Source organism: Parapedobacter sp. SGR-10 (assembly GCF_011030405.1).
Lineage (GTDB): Bacteria > Bacteroidota > Bacteroidia > Sphingobacteriales > Sphingobacteriaceae > Sphingobacterium.
Genome location: NZ_JAAJTJ010000008.1, coordinates 74,778 through 100,033, shown reverse-complemented (window position 1 = coordinate 100,033; position 25,256 = coordinate 74,778). Strand labels below are relative to the sequence as shown.

22 protein-coding genes and 2 tRNA genes are annotated in these 25,256 nt (G+C 43.8%); 13 read left to right on the top strand and 11 right to left on the bottom strand.

All coding sequences use genetic code 11. The annotated features are described in order from the left end of the window. Positions 1-31: 31 nt before the first annotated feature. The 5 genes from G5B00_RS08310 (at position 32) to G5B00_RS08290 (ending at position 5,163) form a co-directional block, all read left to right on the top strand. A complete protein-coding gene (locus G5B00_RS08310) occupies positions 32-1,243 on the top strand; it encodes a glycosyltransferase family 4 protein (RefSeq protein WP_205966364.1) in 1,212 nt (403 codons plus the stop codon). 205 nt (positions 1,244-1,448) lie between these two features. After that, on the top strand, positions 1,449-2,759 hold the full coding sequence (locus tag G5B00_RS08305) for an ATP-binding protein (RefSeq protein ID WP_163873338.1): 1,311 nt from the start codon (positions 1,449-1,451) through the stop codon (positions 2,757-2,759). A gap of 8 nt (positions 2,760-2,767) precedes the next feature. Then, positions 2,768-3,370: a sugar transferase gene (locus G5B00_RS08300; protein WP_163873334.1), complete on the top strand. Its 603-nt coding sequence runs from the start codon at positions 2,768-2,770 to the stop codon at positions 3,368-3,370. Position 3,371: 1 nt separating this feature from the next. Next, positions 3,372-3,956, top strand: a complete 585-nt coding sequence (locus G5B00_RS08295; protein ID WP_163873331.1) for an acetyltransferase — start codon at positions 3,372-3,374, stop codon at positions 3,954-3,956. Between the two features lie 67 nt (positions 3,957-4,023). Continuing rightward, a complete protein-coding gene (locus G5B00_RS08290) occupies positions 4,024-5,163 on the top strand; it encodes a DegT/DnrJ/EryC1/StrS family aminotransferase (RefSeq protein ID WP_163873328.1) in 1,140 nt (379 codons plus the stop codon). A 203-nt stretch (positions 5,164-5,366) separates the two neighbouring features. Here G5B00_RS08290 and G5B00_RS18390 read toward each other — a convergent pair whose 3' ends face one another. The 3 genes from G5B00_RS18390 to G5B00_RS08275 form a co-directional block, all read right to left on the bottom strand. Further along, entirely contained in the window at positions 5,367-5,813 is a 447-nt protein-coding gene (locus tag G5B00_RS18390) for a GIY-YIG nuclease family protein (protein ID WP_410510766.1), read from the bottom strand. A gap of 33 nt (positions 5,814-5,846) precedes the next feature. Further along, a tRNA-Val gene (locus tag G5B00_RS08280) sits at positions 5,847-5,921 on the bottom strand. A gap of 9 nt (positions 5,922-5,930) precedes the next feature. Beyond that, positions 5,931-6,008 (bottom strand) — tRNA-Val (locus G5B00_RS08275). A gap of 201 nt (positions 6,009-6,209) precedes the next feature. Here G5B00_RS08275 and G5B00_RS08270 point away from each other — a divergent pair. Further along, positions 6,210-7,253 carry a hypothetical protein gene (locus G5B00_RS08270; RefSeq protein ID WP_163873324.1) on the top strand — a complete coding sequence of 348 codons (1,044 nt, stop codon included), beginning with the start codon at positions 6,210-6,212 and terminating at the stop codon, positions 7,251-7,253. A 214-nt stretch (positions 7,254-7,467) separates the two neighbouring features. On the opposite strand, the gene ruvC is transcribed toward G5B00_RS08270, so the two are convergent. Further along, positions 7,468-8,031 (bottom strand): crossover junction endodeoxyribonuclease RuvC, encoded by a 564-nt coding sequence (gene ruvC / locus G5B00_RS08265; protein WP_163873321.1) that lies wholly within the window; start codon positions 8,029-8,031, stop codon positions 7,468-7,470. Between the two features lie 77 nt (positions 8,032-8,108). Between ruvC and G5B00_RS08260 the strand changes: the two genes are divergently transcribed. Together G5B00_RS08260 and G5B00_RS08255 are read left to right on the top strand one after the other, a co-directional pair. Next, the gene (locus G5B00_RS08260; protein ID WP_317168840.1) at positions 8,109-9,101 is read left to right on the top strand and encodes a lysylphosphatidylglycerol synthase domain-containing protein; all 993 of its coding nucleotides are present in this window, start codon (positions 8,109-8,111) and stop codon (positions 9,099-9,101) included. After that, the gene (locus G5B00_RS08255; RefSeq protein WP_317168839.1) at positions 9,085-10,215 is read left to right on the top strand and encodes a glycosyltransferase family 2 protein; all 1,131 of its coding nucleotides are present in this window, start codon (positions 9,085-9,087) and stop codon (positions 10,213-10,215) included. Before G5B00_RS08260 ends, G5B00_RS08255 begins: the two co-directional genes overlap by 17 nt. A gap of 259 nt (positions 10,216-10,474) precedes the next feature. Here the strand turns inward: G5B00_RS08255 and G5B00_RS08250 are convergent, their stop codons facing one another. The 4 genes from G5B00_RS08250 to G5B00_RS08235 all read right to left on the bottom strand — a co-directional run bounded on the left by G5B00_RS08250 (position 10,475) and on the right by G5B00_RS08235 (position 14,377). Further along, positions 10,475-11,209 (bottom strand): lysophospholipid acyltransferase family protein, encoded by a 735-nt coding sequence (locus tag G5B00_RS08250; RefSeq protein WP_163873318.1) that lies wholly within the window; start codon positions 11,207-11,209, stop codon positions 10,475-10,477. A gap of 237 nt (positions 11,210-11,446) precedes the next feature. Beyond that, the gene (locus G5B00_RS08245) at positions 11,447-12,094 is read right to left on the bottom strand and encodes a carbonic anhydrase (RefSeq protein ID WP_163873315.1); all 648 of its coding nucleotides are present in this window, start codon (positions 12,092-12,094) and stop codon (positions 11,447-11,449) included. A 201-nt stretch (positions 12,095-12,295) separates the two neighbouring features. Further along, positions 12,296-13,834 carry a SulP family inorganic anion transporter gene (locus tag G5B00_RS08240; protein WP_163873312.1) on the bottom strand — a complete coding sequence of 513 codons (1,539 nt, stop codon included), beginning with the start codon at positions 13,832-13,834 and terminating at the stop codon, positions 12,296-12,298. 198 nt (positions 13,835-14,032) lie between these two features. Beyond that, positions 14,033-14,377, bottom strand: coding sequence for a hypothetical protein (locus G5B00_RS08235; protein WP_205967153.1), 345 nt, complete (start codon positions 14,375-14,377; stop codon positions 14,033-14,035). A 560-nt stretch (positions 14,378-14,937) separates the two neighbouring features. On the opposite strand from G5B00_RS08235, the gene G5B00_RS08230 reads away from it, so the two are divergent. From G5B00_RS08230 to G5B00_RS08215, 4 genes are all read left to right on the top strand, one after another. After that, positions 14,938-16,497 (top strand): helicase HerA-like domain-containing protein, encoded by a 1,560-nt coding sequence (locus G5B00_RS08230; protein WP_205966362.1) that lies wholly within the window; start codon positions 14,938-14,940, stop codon positions 16,495-16,497. Positions 16,498-16,608: 111 nt separating this feature from the next. Beyond that, positions 16,609-17,523: a sugar phosphate nucleotidyltransferase gene (locus tag G5B00_RS08225; RefSeq protein WP_163873309.1), complete on the top strand. Its 915-nt coding sequence runs from the start codon at positions 16,609-16,611 to the stop codon at positions 17,521-17,523. A gap of 127 nt (positions 17,524-17,650) precedes the next feature. Beyond that, on the top strand, positions 17,651-17,893 hold the full coding sequence (locus G5B00_RS08220) for a hypothetical protein (RefSeq protein ID WP_163873306.1): 243 nt from the start codon (positions 17,651-17,653) through the stop codon (positions 17,891-17,893). Between the two features lie 62 nt (positions 17,894-17,955). Then, entirely contained in the window at positions 17,956-18,402 is a 447-nt protein-coding gene (locus G5B00_RS08215; RefSeq protein WP_163873303.1) for a hypothetical protein, read from the top strand. Positions 18,403-18,711: 309 nt separating this feature from the next. Here the strand turns inward: G5B00_RS08215 and dnaK are convergent, their stop codons facing one another. The 3 genes from dnaK to G5B00_RS08200 all read right to left on the bottom strand — a co-directional run bounded on the left by dnaK (position 18,712) and on the right by G5B00_RS08200 (position 24,482). Next, positions 18,712-20,625, bottom strand: coding sequence for a molecular chaperone DnaK (gene dnaK, locus G5B00_RS08210; RefSeq protein WP_163873298.1), 1,914 nt, complete (start codon positions 20,623-20,625; stop codon positions 18,712-18,714). Positions 20,626-20,908: 283 nt separating this feature from the next. Continuing rightward, positions 20,909-21,799, bottom strand: coding sequence for a GLPGLI family protein (locus tag G5B00_RS08205; RefSeq protein WP_163873295.1), 891 nt, complete (start codon positions 21,797-21,799; stop codon positions 20,909-20,911). Continuing rightward, complete coding sequence (locus G5B00_RS08200) at positions 21,792-24,482, bottom strand: outer membrane beta-barrel protein (protein WP_163873292.1); 2,691 nt, start codon at positions 24,480-24,482, stop codon at positions 21,792-21,794. Before G5B00_RS08200 ends, G5B00_RS08205 begins: the two co-directional genes overlap by 8 nt. A gap of 129 nt (positions 24,483-24,611) precedes the next feature. On the opposite strand from G5B00_RS08200, the gene G5B00_RS08195 reads away from it, so the two are divergent. Further along, positions 24,612-25,160, top strand: coding sequence for a thioredoxin family protein (locus G5B00_RS08195; RefSeq protein ID WP_163873289.1), 549 nt, complete (start codon positions 24,612-24,614; stop codon positions 25,158-25,160). Positions 25,161-25,256 lie beyond the last annotated feature (96 nt).

The following is a 25,256-nucleotide window of genomic DNA, read 5'->3' as shown; positions in this document are numbered from 1 at the left end:
ATGGTCCATGACATCTGCCACGGAAATAAAAATGAATAAGTTCAAACTCGTCCGCATCACCACTGTCCCCATTTCTCTACGCGTCCTGCTCAAAGGACAGCACAGATTTATGTCCGAAAACGGATTTGCAGTAAAGGGAATCTCTTCTGATGGAGAGGATCTCCATCAAATAATGCAGAGCGAAGGGATTCCTGTTATTCCCTTGGAAATGACCCGGACGATCTCTCCTCTAAAAGATATAAAGTCTTTATGGCAATTTTATAAGCTCTGTAAAAAGGAAAAGCCGACAATAGTTCACTCCCACACGCCCAAAGCTGGTATAGTTGGAATGTTGGGGGCCAAGTTGGCAGGTGTTCCCATACGCCTGCATACAGTAGCCGGTCTGCCATTGATGGAAGCAAAAGGACTAACAAGAAAAGTGCTTGATTTTGTCGAAAAATTGACCTATAGCTGTGCGACAAAGGTCTACCCCAATTCCTTAGGTTTGTATGATTTTATCTTAGAAAACAAGTATACCCGAGAAGACAAATTAAAGATCGTTTCCAATGGGTCTTCCAATGGTATCGATACAGGTTTCTTTTCGTCAAGCCATTTTACCAGGGAACAGGTTGGGCAATTGAGGCAGGATTTGGGCATATCCGGAATGGATTTTGTTTTCGTCTTTGTCGGTCGCTTGGTAGGGGACAAGGGGATAAATGAGTTGGTTGAGGCTTTTCGGGGTACGGCGTGCGGGGTGCCGGAACGTAACGTGAAGCTGCTGCTTGTTGGTTCGCTGGAAACAAAACTCGACCCGTTAAAGCCTGAAACCCTAAAAGAAATAGAGACCAATCCGAATATTATCTCCGTTGGATTTCAGAAAGACGTCCGTCCGTACTTTGCTATATCCGATGCGTTAGCTTTTCCGAGTTATAGAGAGGGGTTTCCGAATGTCGTTATGCAGGCCGGTGCGATGGGGTTGCCGAGCATTGTCTCCGACATCAACGGTTGCAACGAGATCGTTATAGAGGGGCAAAACGGAACTATCGTGCCGTCCAAAAATGTAGAAAAACTAATGGAGGCCATGCGTAAGATCAGTCATGATAAAGCTTATTACGAGCAACTTCAGCGTAATGCCCGAAAGATGATCGAGACAAGATACGAACAGCGGGTCGTTTGGGAAGCACTATTGGCAGAATATAACAGCCTGTTGGAGCAGAAAGGCCTGATACCACACACGCAAAGCTCACATCGATTAAATAATTAATCCATTAAACGGTTAACCTACAAACGGATGTACGCACACTTTTTCAAACGACTCACTGATTTCTTTGCCGCCCCCGCTTGCGCAAAGTTTTTGACTTGTGCCCTGTACAATCACAAGTGGCACATTTTTACGTTTGAATAGTATGCTAATTTTAGTAATTTTGTTATCGCAATCTGTGTTACGGTAATCTATATTACGATAAAAAATGAAATTCTATAACAGGCAAAATGAGTTGGTATTGTTGGACAAAATCCAGAAACTGTCCACACATGCTGCGCAAATGACTTTCGTGGTGGGTAGAAGGCGTATTGGCAAAACAAGCCTGTTGATCAGAGCCACTGAAAATACGGATTGTATTTACTTGTTTGTCGCCAAAAAAAGTGAGATCCTGTTATGTGCAGAATTTACGGAGGAGATCAGACAAAAGTTGAATGTCCCGATTTTTGGTGAGATAAAAACATTCAGGGATTTGTTTGGTATGATCATCGAACTGTCCAAGACCCGGCATTTCACGCTGATCATTGACGAGTTTCAGGAATTTAACTCAGTCAATCCGTCTGTATATTCGGATATGCAGAATATTTGGGACAGCAATAAGGAGCAGAGTACATTAAATCTGATCCTCTGCGGCTCAGTGTACTCGATGATGACCAGGATCTTTGAGAATTCTAAAGAACCGCTTTTTGGCAGGGCCACACAAAGGATCCATCTCAAGGCGTTTGATATAGCTACACTAAAGGAAATCCTTACAGACTATGCACCGGATTATTCCAGTGAAGATTTATTGGCACTTTATCTGTTTACGGGCGGTGTGGCCAAATATGTAGAGCTGTTGGTGCAGGCCAATGCTTTTTCATATGAAGCCATGCTACACGAGATCGTTGCAGAAAACTCTATGTTTCTGGAAGAAGGAAAAAATGTACTGATAGATGAGTTTGGCAAAGATTATGGCAATTATTTCTCGATACTTACGCTGATCGCCTCCGGGAAGACTTCGAGGACAGAAATAGAGTCGATCATGGAAATGCAGACCGGCGGTTTTTTGGATCGATTGGAGAATGAATACGGGCTGATCCGAAAAGTGCGGCCAATATTGGCAAAACCCAATAGCAGAAGTGTAAAGTATAGTATAGAAGATAATTTTCTGAAATTTTGGTTCCGCTTTATATACAGATACCGCAGTGCTGTCGAAATAGGAAATCTGGATTATCTTATAGAAATCATCACAAGGGATTATACCGCTTATAGTGGAAAAATTCTGGAGAAATATTTTACACAAAAACTCATCGATCAAAAACAATATAATCAGATAGGTGCCTACTGGGAACGGGGTAATCAAAACGAAATAGATATTGTGGCGGTCAACGACCTAAAAAAGACAGTTCTGTTTGCCGAAGTCAAAAGAAATAAGGACAAGATAAACATCGAAAAATTAAAAGAAAAATCAGAAGGCCTGCTGCGTAGATTTGAAGGTTTCAAAGCGGATTATCAAAGCCTCTCTTTAAAAGAAATGTAGATATATATATGTACAACAATTTCCTCAAACGCCTGGTCGATTTCTTTGCCGCCTTGTTCGGCCTGCTGTTGCTAAGCCCTGTGCTGATCGTAGTGACGGTATGGCTGTACTTTGCCAACGATGGCAAACCCTTCTTCTTCCAGCAGCGACCCGGCAGAGGAGGGCGTATCTTTAGGATCGTCAAGTTCAAGACCATGAATGACAGGAAAGATGCGAACGGAGATCTCTTGCCTGATGCCGAGCGACTCACCAAAATAGGGTCCTTTGTCAGGAAAACCTCGTTGGATGAAATTCCACAACTGATCAATGTGCTGAAAGGGGATATGTCGCTGATCGGGCCAAGACCGCTTCTGATCCAATACCTGCCTTTGTACAATGCTATTCAGCGAAGACGACATGAAGTCCGTCCCGGCATTACAGGCTGGGCACAGGTAAACGGACGAAATGCGATTTCGTGGCAACAAAAATTTGACTACGATGTGTGGTATGTGGATAATGTTAGTTTTTTATTGGATATGAAAATATTACTTTTGACAGTAAAAAAAGTATTTATCCGTGAGGGTATTTCCCAACAAGGTCAAGCGACTATGGAAGTCTTTAAAGGAAATTAGTATGTATTTATTAGGCGCAAGCGGACATGGAAAAGTTATTGCTGAAATTGCAGAGGCTAACGATTCTACAATAGAAGGTTTTATTGATGAAGATAAATCCAAAAAAATGCTTTTAGGCTATAATGTTATCCATGAATTTCCTAAGCAACCTGTTGAATTGATAGTTTCTATTGGCAATAACACTATCCGCAAAAAAATAGTGGGAAAGACGAAGGGAGTCTCGTACCAGACCTTAATTCATCCAAAAACTTACATTTCTCAAAGAGCTGTCATAGCTGAAGGCACGGTCATCATGGCTGGGGTATCCATCAATAGTTGTGCGACTATAGGCAGACACTGCATCATTAATACCAATGCTTCCGTAGATCACGACTGTATCATCGGGGATTATGTCCACATCTCGCCCAATGCAGCATTGGCCGGTAATGTGACTGTCGGAGAAGGTACGCATATTGGTATCGGAGCTTGTGTTATTCAAGGAATTAAAATCGGAAAATGGTGTACTATCGGAGCAGGAGCTGTTATCATCAAAGATGTTTCCGATGGAGCCACTGTAGTCGGCAATCCTGGAAGGATTATAAAATAGCGGATATTCAAAAGTAGAGGGCATTTTTGCGTTTTAAATTTTTAATTTTGACTTTTTAATTCATACTATGAACGACAAAATATGGCTTTCCTCTCCACACATGGGAGGTAATGAATTAAACTATATCCACGAAGCATTTGATGCCAATTGGGTAGCACCTTTGGGACCCAATGTGAATGGTTTTGAGGAAGATCTGGAAAAATTTCTATGTGTTGATGTGAAAGTGGCCGCCCTGTCAGCAGGCACAGCAGCACTCCATTTGGCACTGATCGAATGTGGTGTGGGCTATGGCGATGAAGTGATCTGCCAGTCCATGACCTTCTCGGCATCGGCCAATCCCATTGCCTACCAAGGAGCGATCCCTGTTTTCGTAGACTCTGAACCTGATACATGGAATATGTGTCCCGTACAGCTTCGGGAGGCTATACGCGATCGTTTCTCCAAAGGCAAGAAGCCCAAAGCCATCATCGTGGTACATCTCTACGGTATGCCGGCCAAAATGGACGAGATTCTGGCAGTCGCAAAAGAGTTTGATATTCCTGTGATCGAAGATGCCGCCGAGGCTTTGGGGTCGAGCTATAAAGGACAGGCCTGCGGTACATTTGGACGCTTCGGTGTGCTGAGTTTCAATGGCAACAAGATCATCACGACTTCGGGAGGAGGGGCGTTGGTCTGCCATTCGCAGGCAGACAAGGACAAAGCCGTATTCCTGTCGACGCAGGCCCGTGACGATGCGCCGCATTACCAGCATTCGCACATAGGGTACAACTACCGTATGTCCAATATCTGTGCGGGAATAGGCCGTGGTCAGATGGAAGTGTTGAAAGACAGGGTAGAAGCACGCCGCCGTATGACCGATTTTTATGTCGCATTATTTAACGATATCGAAGGCGTGGCCGTACTTACAGAACCTTCGGCGGATTACTATTCGAACCATTGGCTGGCAGCGATCACCATAGACCCGGAGGTCGCCGGAAAAACAAGGGAAGAGTTGCGCCTGGCTTTCTTGGAAGACAATATCGAGTCGCGCCCGCTTTGGAAGCCTATGCACCTACAGCCTGTATTTGCCGATGCCCCTTATTATGGAGGGAGAGTCGCCGAAAGGCTCTTCGACAATGGGTTGTGCCTCCCTTCGGGATCCAACCTGATGGACGCGGAAAGGGATAGGATCGCGACCGTGATTAAGAAAACTTTCAGTTCTTACTAATACATTATTTGCAAGAGATAGGTGTAAAAAGAGACATACATCTGCCTGTTGTATACATACATGCAGCGGAGGGACAGGTACATGACGAATATGTATCCTTACATCAACGCGTAGTACAGGTACATGTTGGCGATGTGTGTGTAGATGTTCACAATGTAGATGTACAAGTCTAACATGTACTTGTACATGGTTCACATGTATGGTTACATGTGAACCATGTAAGAGGACAATGCGCACAGGTCATGGAAGTCTGTGTATATGTTCATGTACAATGCCAAAATGTATATATACTTGTAGCGCATGTATGTATACATGGACGCACAGTCAATGTACATGTAGTACATGTATGTTGTATCCGGTTCAATGTACATGGCGTCCGTGTACATGTATATGTACAAAACGGAGGCCTGTGGCGAAAAACATATATAAAATAAGGTGCAGTGTCTTTTGATTTCTTTTTCGCGTGCATAGGCCTGATTTTTCTCCCTGTAGGTTTCCGTGTACATTACGATCCAATCTTTTGCTCTGGATGTAAAGCCTTTTCTACTGGATAGGTGACGGCGCAGTCTCCCTTGTACATCTGTAGTTACCCCAATATAATAGGTATCCAATCTATGAGGATATATACGGTATACATTTTTATTGGTCAGTTATAAAAAAAGCACCTAAAGAGGTGCTTTCTGTGGAGGCTACTGGGTTCGAACCAGTGACCCCCTGCTTGTAAGGCAGGTGCTCTGAACCAGCTGAGCTAAGCCTCCTTTGTTATTTGGTGGAGAATACTGGGTTCGAACCAGTGACCCCCTGCTTGTAAGGCAGGTGCTCTGAACCAGCTGAGCTAATTCTCCTTAGATATTCTTAGAACTAACGCAATAAACCCTTTGGCAATTGCGTGTGCAAATATATCGCTTAATTTCGAGTTTCAAAAAAAAATATGAGATTTTTTAAGTAGCATACATTTAAGTCTTGGCTTTGATCTGAAGCGAAAAGTCTAAAAAAACAAACATATTATTTCTATTTTTATAGCATAGAACAAATACACCTGTTGTATGGAAATCAATGACGTCAAAATATCCCGTAAAAAGCCGATATTTCCGGTTGGTGCAGGGCTGTCTAAGTACCTGAAGCTGTACCAACGTGATGCCAAGTTGCCCATTACCTATTTTGACCTGTTGAATTTTCAGGAGACCATTCCCGTCATCGACAAATTTGGCAACGATACTTTTTGGGAAACACCGTTGTATCCGCCTTATCTTCAAGATCAGTTGTACGAGGGATTGAAAGTGATCTATGCCAAGCTGAAGGCGTCGGGCAATACGCGTATCGTAGAACATAAAATAATCGACCGTATCGAATATTGCGCTTTTGGCAATACACGGCCGTTTAGGATACGTATCATCAATCGCCTAAATGATGTTTACGATTATTTTTACATCAAGCAAGCAGATGCTTCGCGTATCTATGGACTGGAACTCGAGGAGATACTATCCCCGAACCAAGTAAACTATATTTACGACAACGATACGTTGGTGGAGGAACATATCGTCGGTATTCCGGGAGACGTTTTCAGCCAGGTCCGGATGTTTACCCCTGATTACAACCAGACCCGGATCGCCAAGGAGTTCGTCAAGTTCAACGAGCGTTGTATTATTTCCCTGTTAGGTGATATGCGAGCCTATAATTTTGTCATGCAGATTACTCCGGACTTTGATGATTTCCAATTCCGTATCCGTGCCATCGACTTCGACCAACAGTTTTATGAGGGTAATCCCAAGGTGTATATGCCGCAGTTTTTTAAAGAAAACTACTCATATGTCAAATTGTGCATGGAGCACCTCAACGAAAAGACGGTGTTGCAATATCAACAGGAAGAGCGTTCGTCCATCGTGCATCGTGTCCGTAGCGAGCGTCACCGGATCAAGGATCTAAGGGATGCCTCGCAGACACAACAGTTGTCTTCGATAGAGAATATCCAACAGCTTCGGGAGGGGTATGCCGAATACTACCAAAATGAGGCGTATTATCGCTGTAAATCCATGACAGACATTGTAGAGCTGAACGTGAAGAACGTGATCCGACAAGTGCAGATTTGATTTTTCCTCCCCCTTATCCGCCAGTAGGCGGACACGCCCCGTCCCTCCAAAGGGGGACAGTGATTGACAATGGCACGGCTATGGGAGAGATGTGGTGCAGGTAATGGGTGGATCTGCTGCGTATTTAGCATTTCCTTTGTGGGATGTTATCCCCCTCATTGAGGGGGGGGGCGGTTGGTAAGAGTGTAGGGAGGGGGAGGCTAAAGATACATGCCTACCGTATACGGCCTTGGTTATCCTTGACAAAGGCAGACCATCCGGAATAATTTTTGGAGCCCGTAGCACTTTGTTTTTGGAAAGCATGGCAAACCGCTACGGCCAATCCGTCAGTAGCATCGAGGAATTCAGGGGTCTCTTTGAACTGCAAGAGGTTTTGCAACATAGCAGCGACCTGTTCTTTGCTCGCGTTTCCGCTCCCAGTGACGGACTGCTTGATCTTTCGCGGCGAATACTCGAATATGGGAATGTCCCTGTTCAAGGCTGCTGCCATGGCCACTCCTTGAGCTCGTCCCAGTTTCAGCATCACCTGTATATTCTTGCCATAGAAAGGAGCTTCCAATGCCACACAGTCCGGTTTGTATTCTTCTACCAATGCAGAAACTTTTTTGAAGATACGCTGTAGCTTGAGACCGTGGTCGTCCAGATGCCCCATCTTGATGACTCCAAGGCCGATCAGCGAAACCTTGTTGCCTTGTTCTTTGACGATGCCGTAACCCAAAACAACCGTGCCGGGATCAATGCCCAAAATAATGCGCTCTTTTGCTTTTTCCTTCTGCATGATACAATATTACGAAAATCTGTAGAGACGTGATTAGTCACGTCTCTACTATTTTTTGCATAAAATTTAGTAACATTGTGCCCAAATCCCTACGGTTGACAAAAGCACAGAAAAAATATGTTGGACTGGCTATCAAACTGCTTGTGTTTGGTCTGGCTGCGTGGTATATCGTACGCAAAGTGACGGACAAGACGAGTTTGGACAAGTTTCAAGCCTTACTAAATGGCCTGGAACAGAGCTCGGTGGTATGGACACTCTCTATCGTGGTCTTGTTGATGCTTGTCAATTGGCTGATGGAAGTGGTCAAATGGCAGTATCTGGTGCGGCGAATCGAGAAAATTTCCTTTTGGAAAGCCTTTCAATCGGTCTTTTGCGGACTGACTTGGGCAATTTTTACACCCAATAGGCTCGGCGAATACGGCGGTAGGGTGTTGTTTTTAAAACCTGAAAACCGGGCCAAAGGTGCTGTGGCGATGGGGGTGGGCCTGTTTGCGCAGTTGGTACTGACCAGTATCGCCGGTTCGTTAAGTATTGCTTGGTTTGTCTGTACATTTCTGGATCCCCCCTTATCGGTACAGTTTGGGGTGTGGGTGTTGGCTGTATTGTATGCCACGGGTTTTTTGGTGCTTTTTTTCAATGTACGTTGGGTAGATGTATTGGTGGGAAAAATACGCTGGTTAAGGCGGGTAAAACCTTTCTTTGCCGTCTTGGAAGACTATACGATCAAAGAACTCGCCGTGGTGCTGTTCAATTCTTTTGCACGGTTTGTGATATTCACATCGCAATATATCATCTTGATGGAGGCTATGCTGCCTGAACTGCCTTTTATGTCGACGGTATTTATGATCTTCATTCTTTTCTTTGTACAATCGGCCTTGCCGACATTGGATATCTTCGATTTCAGTGTGCGTAGTTTTGTGGCGAGCAATCTGTACAGCTATATTACGACGCAAGAGATTGCGGTGATGGCGATCGTTTCGTGTATCTGGTTTGTCAATCTCATTTTGCCTGCTATCTTTGGGGCTGTTTTTGTGTTTAAAATTAATTTCTTCGGTGATTCTAAATCTTAATATAATCGTATTGTTTCTGACTTTGGTCTATGTGCTGTTGGTCATTTACATGCGCAAGGGATGGAAGTTCATTGCCCTACCAGCCTCTTTGCCTCCACCGACAAAACGGGTATCGGTCATTATTGCCGCGCGAAACGAAGAAGAAAATATCGGCCGAACGATTGAATGCCTGTTGCAACAGGATTTCCCCAAAGATTTGCTGGAGATTATCATCGTGGATGACCATTCGGATGACCGAACGTCTGATCTAGTTCTTGCTTATGCAACCCGTGGGGTATTGCTTATCCGTTTGAATGAATCGGATAAACTCAATTCCTATAAGAAGAAAGCCATAGCAAAGGCAATAGAAAGCTGCCGGGGAGAGCTCATTGTGACCACGGATGCGGATTGCCGCATGGGAACACAATGGCTAAAAACTATCGTGGGTTATTTTGAACAGCAGGATCTGTATATGCTGTCTTCGCCGGTTGTCTACTCGGAAGAGAAGAGTTTTTTTGAACGCTTGCAGACGTTGGAATTTCTGTATCTGATCGGCTTGGGTGCGGCAGGAATTGGCAATGGAAAGCCTACCACGTGTAATGGGGCAAATCTGGCCTATCGAAAAGATGTCTTTTTGGAATTGGGAGGATTTAATGGTATCGACAATCTGGCATCGGGTGATGATGAACTGCTTTTGCATAAAGTAGCCGAAAAATATGCAGATCGTATAGGCTTTTGCAAATCCAGAGAAGCTATTGTATATACCGATGCAAAGCCTGACTTGTGGGCATTTATCAGTCAGCGGAAGCGTTGGGCATCAAAGAGTACCCGGTACAAGAGTAAGGCTGTGGTCGTATTAGGAGTGCTCATTTGGTTGTACAACCTAGCTCTTTTAGGGTGTTTTGTCGCGGGGGTGTTGGTTTCCGTGGATTATCTGAAATTGTTTGCTCTTTCTTTGTTGGTGAAGTTTTGGGTGGAATATTACTTTATGCAACCTATGGCTGCTTTTGCACAGCGGAAGGAGTTGCTGCGGTACCTGCCTTTATTGACAGGTCTGCATGTCCTTTATTTGGTGTATATAGGTGTCCTTGGCAATATCGGCAAATACGACTGGAAAGGCCGACAGGTCAGGTGAGGGAGGGGTGCGAGGTTCGGGGTTAAAGATTAATTGTTTAATTGGTTAGGAGGATTGGCGGTAACAGCATAAACAGTTAATCAATTAAACGATTAAACAGTTAGACAATTACTTCAATTTTGCCCCTACTATCCGTAGTGTTGAGCGAAGCGGTCACTACGGATTGGCTATAAACTGGAGTCTGAGACTCCAAACCATTTTGAAAGTCCTTAGAGACCCTTCGGAACTCTAAGGACAGTTAAGAGTCAAAGAAACTGGATTATCTCAATTTTACCCGAATGGCATCTTCGGCGGCCTTGACGATTTCTTCCGGATTTTTGTCGGTCGTATCGACAGGATCCAATACCTCCCAAGACATGGGTACAAAAGGTTTGAGCGGAAACATACCGTATTCGACCATTTCGTAAGATCGGTTGATGGCGATGGGTACCACGAGTGCATCTGGATTTTTCTTGAGCAGTGTCGCTATTCCCCCCACTTGGAAACTCTTCATCCTCCCATCTTTGGTACGTGTTCCTTCGGGAAAGATAAAGGCGGACCAATGTTTGGTTTTCATGTTATTGGCCAATTTCAAGATCTCGCTAATGGATTGTTTAGGATCCTTACGGTCGATGTTGGCCGCTCCACCATGTACGAGATTGTACGATATACTGGGAATATTGGCTTTGGCCAGCTCGATCTTGGAAATGAACTTGCCGTGAAAACGGCGTAAAAAATAAATCAAAGGCGGGATATCGAAGGTACTTTGGTGGTTGGCGACAAAAATAATTGATCTGCCAAGGGGAAGTTTTTTATTGTCAATGAATTTTACACTGTTGAACAGGGTATAGTTGCAGGCGGTAAGGAAGAAATTGAGTATATCTACACTTTTTTTATGAGCTGCATAACCACCTAGTTTCAAGGAGAGCCATTGTATCGGATGAAAAATCAATAATACGATCGAAAAACAACTGTAAAATAGAGGGGTAAGGATATATCCGATTAGTTTTCTCATGTTGTACTTTAATGGTGCAAACTTAGAGAAATTTGGGTTTATATGCAATATGCACGGGTGTAAGAGGGAGTGTAAAAAGGGTGTTAAGTATAAAAAAACGTCATGTACTAAAGCTTTATGTATAAAAAAACAATGATTCATGAACACTAACATGGTTCGCGCCAACAAAGGTAGAGACGCAAAATCTTGCGTCTCTACTGGTGATAAGATATTCTATTTTTTTGATTCAGCCTCTTGTTATTTATACGCAAACACATCACCGAGCTCATCGTTGGCGGTAAATGTGTAATCCAAATTGATCAATTGGCCTGTAGCAATGTCGATGACCATACCATGAATAGCCAGATCATCTCGATCTTTCCAGGCGTTTTGTACAATGGAGGTCGTACATAAATTGAATACTTGCTCTTTGACGTTCAATTCTACCAGACGATTGGTCTTTGCTTCTTGGCCTTCTAGCGCGTCAATCTCTTTGGCATGAAGACGATAAACATCTTTGATGTGACAAAGCCAGTTGTCAATGATTCCATATTGATTGCGGCTCAATGAGGCTGCAACCCCACCGCAGCCGTAGTGGCCGGCTACGATGACGTGTTTTACTTTAAGTACGTTCACCGCATAGTCCAATACGGATAGCATGTTCATGTCCGAATGTACACACATATTGGCAATATTACGATGCACAAACACTTCACCAGGTTTTGTGCCTGTTATTTCGTTGGCAGGTACGCGACTATCTGCACAGCCAATCCACAGTATTTCGGGATTCTGTCCTTTTGCCAATTGTTCAAACCTGCCGGATCTGTCGTTCTTTACGAACTCTACCCAGTTGTTGTTTCCGTCTAATATTTTTTGAAATCCTAATTCTAGTTCTTTGTTTCCCATGTTTTTTTAAAGGCTAAGAGCATGTTTAAGGTGTCAAGCTGGTTTCAAAACTCGCGCAGGTGTACCTGGCCTGACGGTAGTCTGGCGTGTTGCGTATGCGTATAAAAGTACAGGTACACGTATGGTGCGTGCGTCAGAATTGGATTTTGAGCCTCCTTAGACAATGCCAATTTACAGTATTTATGATTAAAATCGTATTAATTAAACTACTTTTTGTAATTTTTGTTTCTTACGGAATGTCTTTTTTTTATACGTCACATCCTGAAGCTCTATGTTTAGGCCTTTACTGAGTGCGTTTTGTTCGAAATCCTTAATGACTTCGATGACATCCTTGTCGATAAACTTGCTGTGTTGTCCGTCAATAAGTACAGACTCCACCGATCTAGGCAAGTTATAGAGTTTCTGCTGAATGGGCACTTTGTTTAGGAATGACACTTCTTCGGCCAATATGAGTACGGCTTTGTTGTTGTTTTCGCCGATGATATTGAACTTATACGCATTTTGCATATTGGCTCTTAGGATGTAGAACGTTGCTACTAAGATACCGATACCTACACCTGTAAGCAAGTCTGTGAAAACAACTGCCGCCACAGTGATCGTAAAAGGAATGAACTGATCTAGCCCTTTACCATACATCTGTTTGAATAATGCCGGTTTGGCCAATTTGTAACCTGTATGCAATAGGATTGCTGCCAAACAGGCCAGAGGGATCATATTGATCAATGTAGGGATGGCCAACAAAGCAACCAACAACCATATACCGTGTAGCATAGCGGATTGACGTGTACGTCCTCCGGCATTGGCATTAGCAGACGAACGGACAATGACCGATGTCATTGGAAGTCCGCCCAAAAAACCGCTTGTCATGTTGCCGACGCCTTGTGCAACCAATTCCCTGTTGGTTGGCGAGTTTCTTTTGAAAGGGTCTATCTTATCGACGGCTTCGATGCTGAGCAATGTTTCCAAACTGGCGATGATGGCTATCGTAAAAGCCACGATCCATACTTCTTTGTTCACAATTTGGCTAAAATCAGGAAAGACGAACAGTCCTGTGAATTCAGCGAATGAAGATACCGCAGGGATCGATACAAAATGTGCGGGAAACAAGGCAAGTGAGGTGCCCTGGAAGAAATACCCCAATCCTACACCAAGCAATACGACGACCAATGGCGCAGGCACTTTATTCAGTTTTCTAAAAGATGGCCAAAAAATCAATACGGCAAGAGAAAGCAAACAGATGATGGCTGCCCCCCAATTGATTGCCGAGAAGATATTGTTTCCGTCAGCTTGGTCATCGGTCATACCCACTGCTAGGGGTAATTGTTTGAGGATAATGGTAATACCGATGGCTGCCAACATCCCCAAAATAACAGACGAAGGGAAATAATTGCCTATCATACCGGCTTTGACTATACCCAGGACAAGCTGGATAACACCTGCAATGACGACGGCCAGCAAAAATGTTTCATAAGCACCGAGTTGTTGAATAGCGCCCAATACAATGACTGTCAATCCTGCCGCAGGTCCACTGACACTGAGTGGAGATCCTGAAATAGAGGCGACGACGATTCCTCCGATGATGCCTGTCAATAATCCGGCAAACAAGGGAGCTCCGGAAGCCATAGCTATCCCTAGACACAGGGGTAGAGCGACCAAGAATACTACGATACTCGCCGGGAAATCATATTTTAAGTCTCTTTTTGATAACTTCAAAAAAGCAGACATACGTGTTCCTAACATATAAATTTACGTTGAAAAATGTAATACTAACTTAGAAGCTGTTTAAAATCATCGCTCTTCTTTTAAGCCACAGTCTAAACTCTGGACTAAAGAGGTACATGTATTTACATGAAATTTAAACAGGTCCTTTGAATCCTAAAGATGACGCATTTAACAAGATAACTGTGTTAAATGATACGTCTGCATGATATGTCGGTATTAGCAGTTAGGAGGGGGGGTAGGTACAGAAGGGTGGAAGCTACAAATGCTTTTCTCGTTCTTGAGGTAGTTGCGTGTCTTGGCATTATTTTCAACGGTAGGGTTGAAGCCAAGATAGTCGATGGCATCTGGTTTGAAAATCTTTACACCATGCTCGTGAAGGTCTTCGTTGTTCGTCGTGTTGTTATTGGAGGTCAGTTCGATTTCCAACTGCATCACGACTTGCAAAATCGTACCTTTGTCCAATACATTTACAAACATAGGAGTAGCAGAGATGAGCATCTTCGAGACGAAGACCAAAAAACAAATCTTGGCAGAAATTATTCTTTGTGCTTTATTGAACATATACTCTTTTTTACTAACTTCTCTACAAAAATAGAATTTAAGATCAAAAAAACAATGTTTTGGGAAATTTTATTATGAAAATTTTATAAAAACAGACAAAAATATGTGAAAATTAACAATTTCATAACATTCATTGCTTGGTTGTGCAGGGCAAACACCTCTGCTGTTTGGTCTTGATTGCCCTCCGGTAGCTATGCTATATACACATCTTTTTAGCGTATTTATTAACAGTTATTTACAGGTCAAATTCATGTAGGTAAATCTATTATTTGCACTACATTTCTCTCGATACTTCCTTTGTAGAATACTGTCCCCCTTTGGAGGGGGAAGGGGGAGGAAAATAAGCAAGTAGTTAATAATAAGCTACCTGTATATTCCAGCCTCCCCCTCCCGCCCCTCATTTCCATCGCACCCCCCTCAAAGAGGGGGATATGCATGCGTGCTACCTATAAAATGATTGCTACGCGATTCACGTTATTCTGGATGACAAAGACGCTAATTCATAATTTTCATTTGTTCATATTTATTTCTAAATTCGGTAAACATTCCAAAAGATTACTATGAAACAAGATTTCATCGATAAAATAACGACCTCTTACAATCCTAAAGGAGCTTTTATCCAATTGGGCTCGGGGATATTGGATGGCGAAATCATCACCGATGCGAAAGTAAAACTGGCTTTGAAAATGATGAACCGTCATGGGCTGATCGCGGGAGCGACGGGTACGGGTAAGACGCGGACGCTGCAATTGATCGCCGAACAATTGTCCGACAATGGTGTTCCTGTATTTATGTTGGATGTAAAGGGCGACCTTTCGGGATTGGCCGAGCCTGGCACTACCAATGATGCCCTCTTGGAGCGTGGTAATGCAGTAGGTATCCCTTTTGTGCCTTCGGGCTTTCCGATCGAGCTGTTTTCTCTAAGTGGAAACATAGGTATACCTATGCGTATCACGGTATCGGATTTTGGCCCTATACTCTTGTCCCGTATTCTGGATCTCAACGATACGCAGACTGGCGTGTTGAGCGCCTTGTTCAAATATGCCGATGATACCCAACTGCCCATCGTGGATCTGGATGACCTCAAGAAGCTATTGTTTTATCTATCGGAAGGACCAGGTGCAGAGGAGATCAAAAATGACTATGGCAAGATCAGTTCGGCCAGTTCGGGAGCGATATTACGGAAGATCGTTGCTATTGAACAGCAAGGGCTTGCCCATATTTTTGGTGAGAAGGAGTTCGATATTCAGGATTTGTTTGGCAAGGTAGACGGCAAGGGTGTGATTACCTTGTTAAATATTTCGGACATACAAGACCAACCTCTGTTGTTCTCTACCTTTTTATTGAGCCTTTTGGCACAACTGTTCAAGAAATTACCGGAAGTAGGTGATTTGGACAAACCTAAACTGGTATTTTTCTTTGATGAAGCACATCTTTTGTTCAATGGTGCATCAAAAGCTTTTTTGGCACAGATCGAGCAGATTGTCCGTCTTATCCGTTCGAAGGGTGTGGGTGTTTTCTTCTGTACGCAAGCAGCTACGGATATCCCCGAAAGTGTATTGGGACAGTTGGGTAATCGGGTGCAGCATGCGCTTCGTGCCTTTACACCGAATGATGCGGAAAATCTACGCAAGACTGTGAAGACCTATCCGACATCGGTCTTTTATGCAATCGATAAAGTGCTGACGTCTTTGGGTACAGGACAGGCACTGGTGACCGTATTGAATGACAAGGGTATACCTACCGAAGTGGTGGCGACACACTTGGTGCCGGCCCGGGCTGTCATGGGCCCTTGTGATCCGGGGATGTATAAAGATATCGTGAACCGCTCTGATTTTTACACCAAATATCAAGAGCGGATAGAACGTCGGACGGCTTCCGAGATATTGGAGGAACGACGTGTTCAGATGGAACAACAACAAGCCGCCGAGAAGGCGAAACAAGAAGCACAAAAGCAAGCAGAAAAACAATCCAAGACGAGCACAGCTTCCCGATCGAGAAGGCAAACTCCCTTGGAAGCCGCACAGACGCAAGCGAGTAGAACGCTTGCCCGTGAAGGGGTGAAGATACTGGGCAAGATAGCGAATGGGATTTTGAACTCGTTCTTTAAAAAAAAGTAGAGACGCAAGATCTTGCGTCTCTACGTTGGGCTACAAATTTTGTCGGTGCACTAAATATAAAATCTTATCTTTGTCAATAATTCGTTAAAAATTTAACAGATTTAATTATCTATGGGAAAACCTACTTTATTAATTCTTGCTGCAGGTATGGCGAGTCGTTATGGGTCACTAAAACAAGTCGACAGTTTTGGCCCTCATGGAGAGACGATTGTGGATTATTCTATTTACGATGCTATTCAGGCAGGTTTCGGTAAGGTTGTCTTTATTATACGAAAGGAATTTGAGGATGTGATGCGTGAGAAGTTTGACGCAAAGCTGGCCGGCAAGATTGAAGTGGATTACGCTTTTCAGGATTTTGATCTGAAAAAATTCGGTGTTGACCGTGAGATAGAACGTACTAAACCCTGGGGTACGGCCCACGCGGTCATGAGCGCCAAGGACTTGATACATGAACCTTTCTGTGTGATCAATGCGGATGATTTTTACGGTACAGATTCCTTTGTGAAAATGGCCAGTTTTTTGCAGAATGAGGTTAGGGATGACCACATGGCTTTAATGGGCTTTCAAGTGGGCAATACGATGTCGGACTATGGATATGTATCCAGAGGAGTCTGTGAAGTGAGCGCAGAGGGCAATATGACATCCGTCACGGAACGTACGAATATCTACTATGTGACTGATGATTCGGGAAATCGAAAGATCGTATATGAGGAGAATGGTGTACAACACGATCTTCCTGCCGATGCGAGGGTGTCGATGAATTTTTGGGGTTTTACACCTAAGGTCTTTGAGATAGCTCTGGAGATGTTTCCGAAATTTGTAGAAGAAAATGGTGATAATCCCAAGGCTGAATTCTTTATTCCTTCCGTACCGGATTATATGGTCAAGCATGGGATAGCGGATTTTAAAGTTATCCCCACCTCTTCGAAGTGGTTTGGGGTGACCTATCCGGAGGATAAGCCTATTGTACAGGAGAGTATTTCGAGATTATTGGTAGAGGGCGTGTACCCACAGAAGCTTTTTTGAAATAAAAAAGCCGGTTTTTGGACCGGCCTTAGCATATTATAAAGACCTGGCAGACTTCGAGAACCTGTCAGGTCTTTTTTTTTAGAAAAAGCTTATTATCTTTGGTTTAGGAATAAATCATATCATCATGAGTTGTTATACCTATTTTATTCGGGCACTTCGCTACATGCTAGCGTTTGTAGTGGTCTGCAGCATAGCTTTTGCTATTGACAAAGAGTTGTGTGGTGGGGTATTGGATAGTTTTCTATCCCGGGTCAATCCTCGTTTGGCAATTGAATATGTAGATGCTAATCTACGGTTGGAAGCTATTATAGATTATGTAAAAACAGATTCTTCGTCGATTCTAATGCGGTTTTTGTGGAGGATATAGTTAGGGATATTTATTCGTATTTCTGCGTAATATTCATTATATTCGTATAAAACGAAAACATCATGGCATTAAAAGAAATCATTAAGAATCGGATTGTCGAGAACGAAACGGCCGATTTGAAGTCCTTGAAGGAAATGTATGCGGTCCACGCAGGCGCGACTGATCTGGATGAGGAGTCTTCACTGGGCCATGAAGATTTTGCTAAGCAGGACGAAAGCCGCGAATCGGCCAGAAGCCTGCAAGGACGCATCAATCGTGCACAAAATCTATTGGATGCTTTTTTACAGTTGGACTTTGGTCCGAAATCCAGTGTGGAAGCGGGAGCTTTGGTGCTGACGGACTCGTTGAATTTTTTTGTCGGTATAGCGTCCGCAGCATTTGAACATGAAGGAAAAAGCTATATAGGCTTGAATACGGATGCTCCTATATACGAAGTTTTGCGCGGTGCAAAAGCCGGAGATGAAGTCGTCTTTAATGAGCAGAAATATAAAATAGCTGAAATCCTGTAAAGAAATTTCACTGTCCTTAGGGTCTAGCGTAACTTGTCCAGATTTATCGCATACGCGTCAAGTTAAGGATATAACCGTTCTTTTATGTCATCCTGAGACTTGCCGAAGGATCTTCTAACTGTATAGTTTTTAGATCCTTCCTATCGTCAGGATGACAAAAAACGCTTAAGTTGACGCCAATGCGATTTATCGGGAGCGGTCGCTAAGGGTTGGGCAATGGAGATGGGGTCTCGGACTCCTTTATACATATAGATAAAAAGGGCTGTGAAAATTTTTTCACAGCCCTTTTTTATTAAACGAAGCGATGTATTATTTCACTTCTTCGAAGTCTACGTCTTGTACATCATCTGCACCGGATTGGCTTCCTGCATCGTCTGCTTGTGAGGCATCGCCTTGCGGCTGTTGTGCTCCGCCTTGTTGTGAGGCTGCGTACATCTCTTCGGATGCGGCATTCCAAGCATTTTGCAGCTCGGCAGAAGCTGTATCGATATCGGCAAAGTTTTTGGCAGCATGTGCTGTTTTCAACTTTTCTAGACCGGCTTCAATCGGAGTTTTCTTGTCGGCAGAGATCTTGTCACCATATTCTTTCAGTTGTTTTTCTGTAGAGAATATCAAGGCATCAGCAGTATTGAGCTTGTCGGCTTCCTCTTTGATCTTTTTGTCGGCCTCGGCATTCGCTTCGGCTTCCTGTTTCATCTTTTGGATTTCCTCATCGGACAATCCGGAAGATGCCTCTATACGTATATTCTGCTCTTTTCCAGTCGCTTTGTCTTTTGCCGATACTTTGATGATACCGTTGGCATCGATGTCAAAGACAACTTCGATCTGTGGCACACCACGGGGTGCTGGCGGAATGTCGGTCAACTGAAAGCGGCCCAATGTACGGTTTTGTGCTGCCATAGGACGTTCTCCTTGCAATACGTGGATCTCTACAGAAGGTTGATTGTCGGCGGCAGTAGAGAACACTTCCGATTTTTTGGTTGGGATCGTAGTATTGGCTTCGATCAATTTGGTCATTACGCCACCCATAGTTTCGATACCCAATGAAAGTGGAGTCACATCCAACAATAAGACATCTTTTACTTCTCCGGTCAATACACCGCCTTGGATAGCGGCACCTAGAGCAACGACCTCGTCTGGGTTTACCCCTTTTGAAGGTTCTTTGCCAAAGAAATCTTTCACTGCATCCACGATGGCCGGAATACGTGTCGAGCCGCCCACCAAGATGATCTCATCGATATCGGAAGTGCTGTAGCCTGCATTTTTCAAGGCTGTACGGCATGGTTCGATCGTACGTTTTACCAAGTCTGCTACCAAGCTTTCGAATTTGGCACGTGACAATGTGCGCACCAAGTGTTTAGGACCAGTGGCATCGGCAGTGATGTACGGCAAATTGATCTCGGTAGATGTGGTACTTGATAATTCGATTTTTGCTTTTTCGGCCGCTTCTTTTAGCCGTTGCAATGCCATAGCATCTTTTTTCAAGTCAAATCCGTTGTTTTCATTGGCAAATTCTTCGGCCAACCAGTTGATGATGGCATTATCAAAGTCATCACCACCTAAGTGTGTATCTCCATCGGTAGATTTTACTTCGAATACACCATCTCCTAGCTCAAGTACAGAAACATCATGTGTACCACCACCACAGTCGAACACGACGATCTTCATGTCCTTGTTGGCCTTGTCAAGACCGTATGCCAAAGCTGCGGCAGTCGGTTCGTTGATGATACGTTCTACTTTAAGTCCTGCGATCTCCCCGGCTTCTTTCGTTGCCTGGCGTTGTGCATCGTTAAAGTAAGCAGGTACAGTAATGACGGCCCGGGACACTTCCTGTCCGAGAAAATCTTCGGCAGTTTTCTTCATTTTTTGAAGGATCATGGCCGAAATCTCCTGTGGTGTATATTTGCGATCGTCGATCTCTACACGAGGGGTGTTGTTGTCTCCTTTGACGACCTTGTAAGGTACATGAGCAATCTCTTTTTGCGCTTCATCAAAAGTAACACCCATGAAACGTTTGATAGAATAGATCGTTTTATGAGGGTTGGTGATAGCTTGACGCTTGGCCGGGTCGCCTACTTTTCGCTCTCCGCCATCTACAAAAGCTACCACAGAGGGAGTGGTACGTTTTCCTTCATTGTTGGTAATGACTACCGGCTCATTACCTTCCATTACGGCTACACATGAGTTGGTAGTCCCTAAGTCGATTCCTATAATTTTTGACATATCTCTTAATTATTTCTTTTTTAGTTTTTATAGTATATCATCTTATTAACAACCCTTGTGCCAATAAATCGTTTGGATGATTAAATGAGAAAAGGGTATCATATTGGCTGAAATATGACACGCTTTGGTGACAAAGTGTCATTTTTTGCCAATAAATCGAATGTTAGCGCACGAATCCTTTCGTGTGCTTGTTTATCGAGGCACACGAAAGGATTCGTGCGCCAGCGTGCGTGCCAGCTATGTGGAGACGCAATGCATTGCGTCTCTACTAGCGGAGCCCTGTCTAATAAATCAACTGTTCGAGTATCCTTCGCCTCAAATTGTCCCGTATATTGCCGCGTTGGAAATAACGGCCAAAAGCATTCGAAAAATCATCCAACGTCATCGTCTTGGACTTTTTGTCTCGCCAAGTGTTGGGTACCGGATCATTGGTATAGGTTACCTCGGTCGCCCAATAGTGGATATGCATCTCTGGAATGACCATGCCCAATATCATACCTGGCAAACCATGGCTGAGTGCAGGTCCTGCCGAAACAGGGATTTGATCTGTATAGTAAGCGATCAGATAGAGGGAGTCTTTGGTCGCTCCGTTGACGCGTCTACATTCAAAACCGGCAATATTGCGGTATTCGTCCGTAAACCGCCAGGTGATGGGGGACAGGGAGTCCGAGAGAATATACTTTTCATCGATGGTCATCTGGATCTGTGACTCAGACTTTTTGAGGTCTTGATAGATAGCTTTTTGTGCATTTAAATTTCGCATGTTTGGTCTTGGTGTGCTAGCTCCGGCACTTCTGCCACTGCCTTGTCCTCTTCCGCCGGACATATTTCCCCGGCCTTGTCTACCTACCCGCATTGCCTGCGGATTGGCTGCCGCTTCGGGGTCTGCATGGAGCATCAATGTATGGTTCTCGTCAAAATACAGATCCATCTTTTGGGTCTGGGTTTCGGGGATGTTATTGATGTCTCCACCTCCTATACGCATTTGCATACCTCGGCCACCTCCGCCTCCCCGATTGGTATTGTCCATGTTGGACATCATTTCACGCATACGGGCACGGGTATACGTGATCCGGTCAAAGGATATCTTGCCTCTAGTGCCAAAATAGGCATGTTGGGCGAAAGATAATTCTACGCTCACCAGGGCAATCAACAGTAAAATATATCTATTCATCTTTTTTCTTTCCTAAGTTTTTGTTAAAATCCCATTTCAGTCCGACCAAGAAGTATCTTGTCAACATTTGTTGTTGTGTTTCAGAATAGTTGGTCTCCGAGACGGATCTGTTTATATTATTGTAGGTATTGAATAGGTCAAACCCTTTCAGACTCAACACCAGGCTCTCGCTTTTAAGTAATTTTTTGCTCAGTTCGATATTTGTATAGAATTGGGTGATCGGTTCTCTAAACAATTTTGTTGGTCCTGCATACGAATAGTGCATAGAAGAGCTGATCTGGAATTTTTTTGGCAAAAAATACCTTAGCATTCCACTTGCTCCACTTGTAAAATTTGTGTAATTGAGTTCGCTATTGATACTATTGTTTTGATTGTTCAGGCCTACTCTGGCGTTGATGTCAAAATCCAATCCCGATGAATTTTGTTCGTTGAAACTAATACCTACGTTACCATTGGTGTTTTGAGAATTGTTGAGGACGTAGTCGCCTACTTCTCCATATCGGATATAACTGAAGCCATTGTCGAATGTCAATCCGGAAAAGATGTTAAACTGTACCTGTTGGTTGAAGACGGGTTTGTTGAAATTGGCATTCAATCCTGCTGTCCAGTTTGTTTTGCCATCTACGTTGACATAGGTGCTTTTTACGACTGTATTGGACTCTATCGATCTTTTGTTGACAATGGGATTGGAGACTAGACTGATATCGCCGTTGATATTGAAGTTTGTACCTCGTAGTAGACTTATCGTGTTGTAATTTAGTCTGAAGTTATTGCGCATGGCTCTTTTCAGATCGGGGTTGCCCAATTGTATGTATAGGGAATCTGTCTGTGGTTGTAAGGGTTGTAATTGACCGAATGTAGGAATGTTGTAGTTGTTCTGGTAAGAGGCATTGAGGCTTTTACGGTTCGATAGCCTATAGTTTACGGACAGGTTAATGTCATTGTCCCAAAAATCCCGAGCCAGATCAATATCTCTGTAAGTGTCGATGAGGGATTGGTTTTTGTAGGATGTTCTATTGGAGATATTGATCATTACTTTCTCAAAGTTCATCCCAAATTGGGCATTCACGCCTTGGTTGACAGATTTGTCCATTTGATTTTGCGAAAAGACCGAATCTATGACATTGGACAGTGTGTTTCCATTACTGTTATAGGCATCGGTTCGGTTCTGTCCGTTGGAACTGTTGAACAGGTAGCCTATGGAAAAGTTCAGCTTTTCGTTGATGCGGTTGTTGAAGCCCAGCTGACCGGAAAAATTGTTGTTGAAATCATCTCCGATACGGTTTTGATGGATGGTTCGTTCACGCCCCTCGGTATAGAAATTGGTCTTCTGATACACCTGATTGTCCGATTTGGACTGTCTGTAGGCGTTGTTCAAATGCAGGTTGATGGACTGCCCCCTTTTCTTTAATCGTTTACGATAGTTCAGACGAACGCTGTTGGAATTGGAACTGTTTGTATTGTCATTGTTGCCCTTGAAGTCCCGAAGTATTTCGCCATTTTCGTTGCTGACGCTGTTGGAAGACTCGCTGCTGCTGCTGTTTTTGGTCAAACCGGCATTGAACTGTACGTCCATGTTTTGCGTGGAATCTATTCTAAAGCGAAACCTAGACCTGAAGTTGTGCCTGTCGCCGCTGTTTTCTGTTTTGGAAGAGGAATTTGTCTCTTGTATGCCTCCGTTGGGGATGATCTCTTTGTTGTAGCTTTGCCGCTCATTGTCGTTGCTATTATCATTGTAACCATAGCTGGCATTCATGTTCAAGCGTTTTTTCAGGAATTGATTTTCATAATTTCCGCCTATATCACTATTTTTCGGATTCCCTATGATCTGATTGTTCATCCGTAGGTTGCCTTCTCTACCTGATGATCCCATATTGGAGGTGTTGGCTGTGATACCGATGCGTTCGGTGCGATTGAACTTGGCGGCAAAAAGGCTTCCGGCATAGAGATTTTCAGTTCCATAGTTGGCTTCCGCATTGCCGAATATCCCTTTTCGGGCTTCCTCTTTTAAGACGACATTGACGGTTTGCATCCGTACACCGTCATCTATTCCCGTTAGTTCGGCCTCTTCGGATTTGCGTTCGTACACCTGCACTTTGTCGACGGCATCGGCGCGGACGTTGCGTATGGCTATTTTGGGGTCATAACCAAAGAATTCCTCGCCATCGATCAAGACTTTGGATACGGATTTGCCGTGTGCGGTGATCTGTCCGTCGGCCGATACGGTCAGCCCGGGGAGCCGTCGCAATAGGTCTTCAAGCTTGGCGTTCTTTTCGGTTTCGAAACTCGCGGCATCGTATTCGATCGTATCGCCTTTGATACGGATGGGGATTCGCTGTGTGACGACGACCTCTTCGATAAGGTTCATTTGCGAGTTTACCTCGATATCCTCCAGTTTGAGGTCTTTGTCCTCCACTTTTAACGGTTTGGAGATGATCTCGAATTTTGGGTAGGTCACCAGCATGAGGTAATCTCCTTTGTCGATGTTTTTTATCTCAAATCGCCCGTTCTCATTTGCACGGGCAAAGTGTTGCAATATAGAATCTTGGTTTAATAGCACAATGGACGCATTGACCAATGGTTTTTTATCGGACTTGTCGACCACCTTGCCCGAAATACCGGACTGTCCGTAGCCGAGACCTGTGATGAGCAGGAAAAGAATAAATAAAAGCTGTTTTTTCATGTATATTATTGGCAATACGTGGCTCAAAGGTAGCAGAAGAAGTATTAATAAATGTTAAATGAATTGCAACATTTTGATGACTGTTTTCTTTATTTAGAATGCCTATTTTTGCAGGCAAATCAGAAAGAGATGAAGTTTGAAGAATACCTAGCTTACTTTGAAGCTATTTTGGCCGATCCGGAAAAATATCCTCCTTATTCGAACGTTGAATACTTGAACTACGCAAAATTGAACTGGTCTCGGATGAACCGGTGGCTGAAGAGATTTGAAGTCAATGAAGACCTAAAAAGCCGCATTGTAGCTGTCGCTGAGCCACAACAATGGCTATTGATTACAGAACCTTGGTGTGGCGATGCTGCACATTCGGTGCCTCAGATCGTTCGGATGGCAGCGCTCAATCCCCTTATCGAGCTGGACATCCAATTGCGGGATACGGAGCCTTACCTTATCAATGATTACCTGACCAACGGCGGCAGATCGATCCCCAAATTGATTGTCCGTAATGAGGTGGGGGAGGATTTATGGATATGGGGGCCACGTCCGCAGCAGTTGCAGCATATTTTTGACCGGATGAAGGCGGAGCAACGTACGTTTGAGGATATGAAGGAGGCTCTGCAGAGGTGGTATAACGAAGACAAGGGGCGAGAGATACAGAAAGAGTTTTTGGAGAATTTGTAAAAAGAGGCTGTCTCATAAACAAAACATCATCGTAATTGCGAGGTCACGAAGCAATCTGGTGATGTCAAAACCACGAAGTGCTCTGCGAAGCAAAAC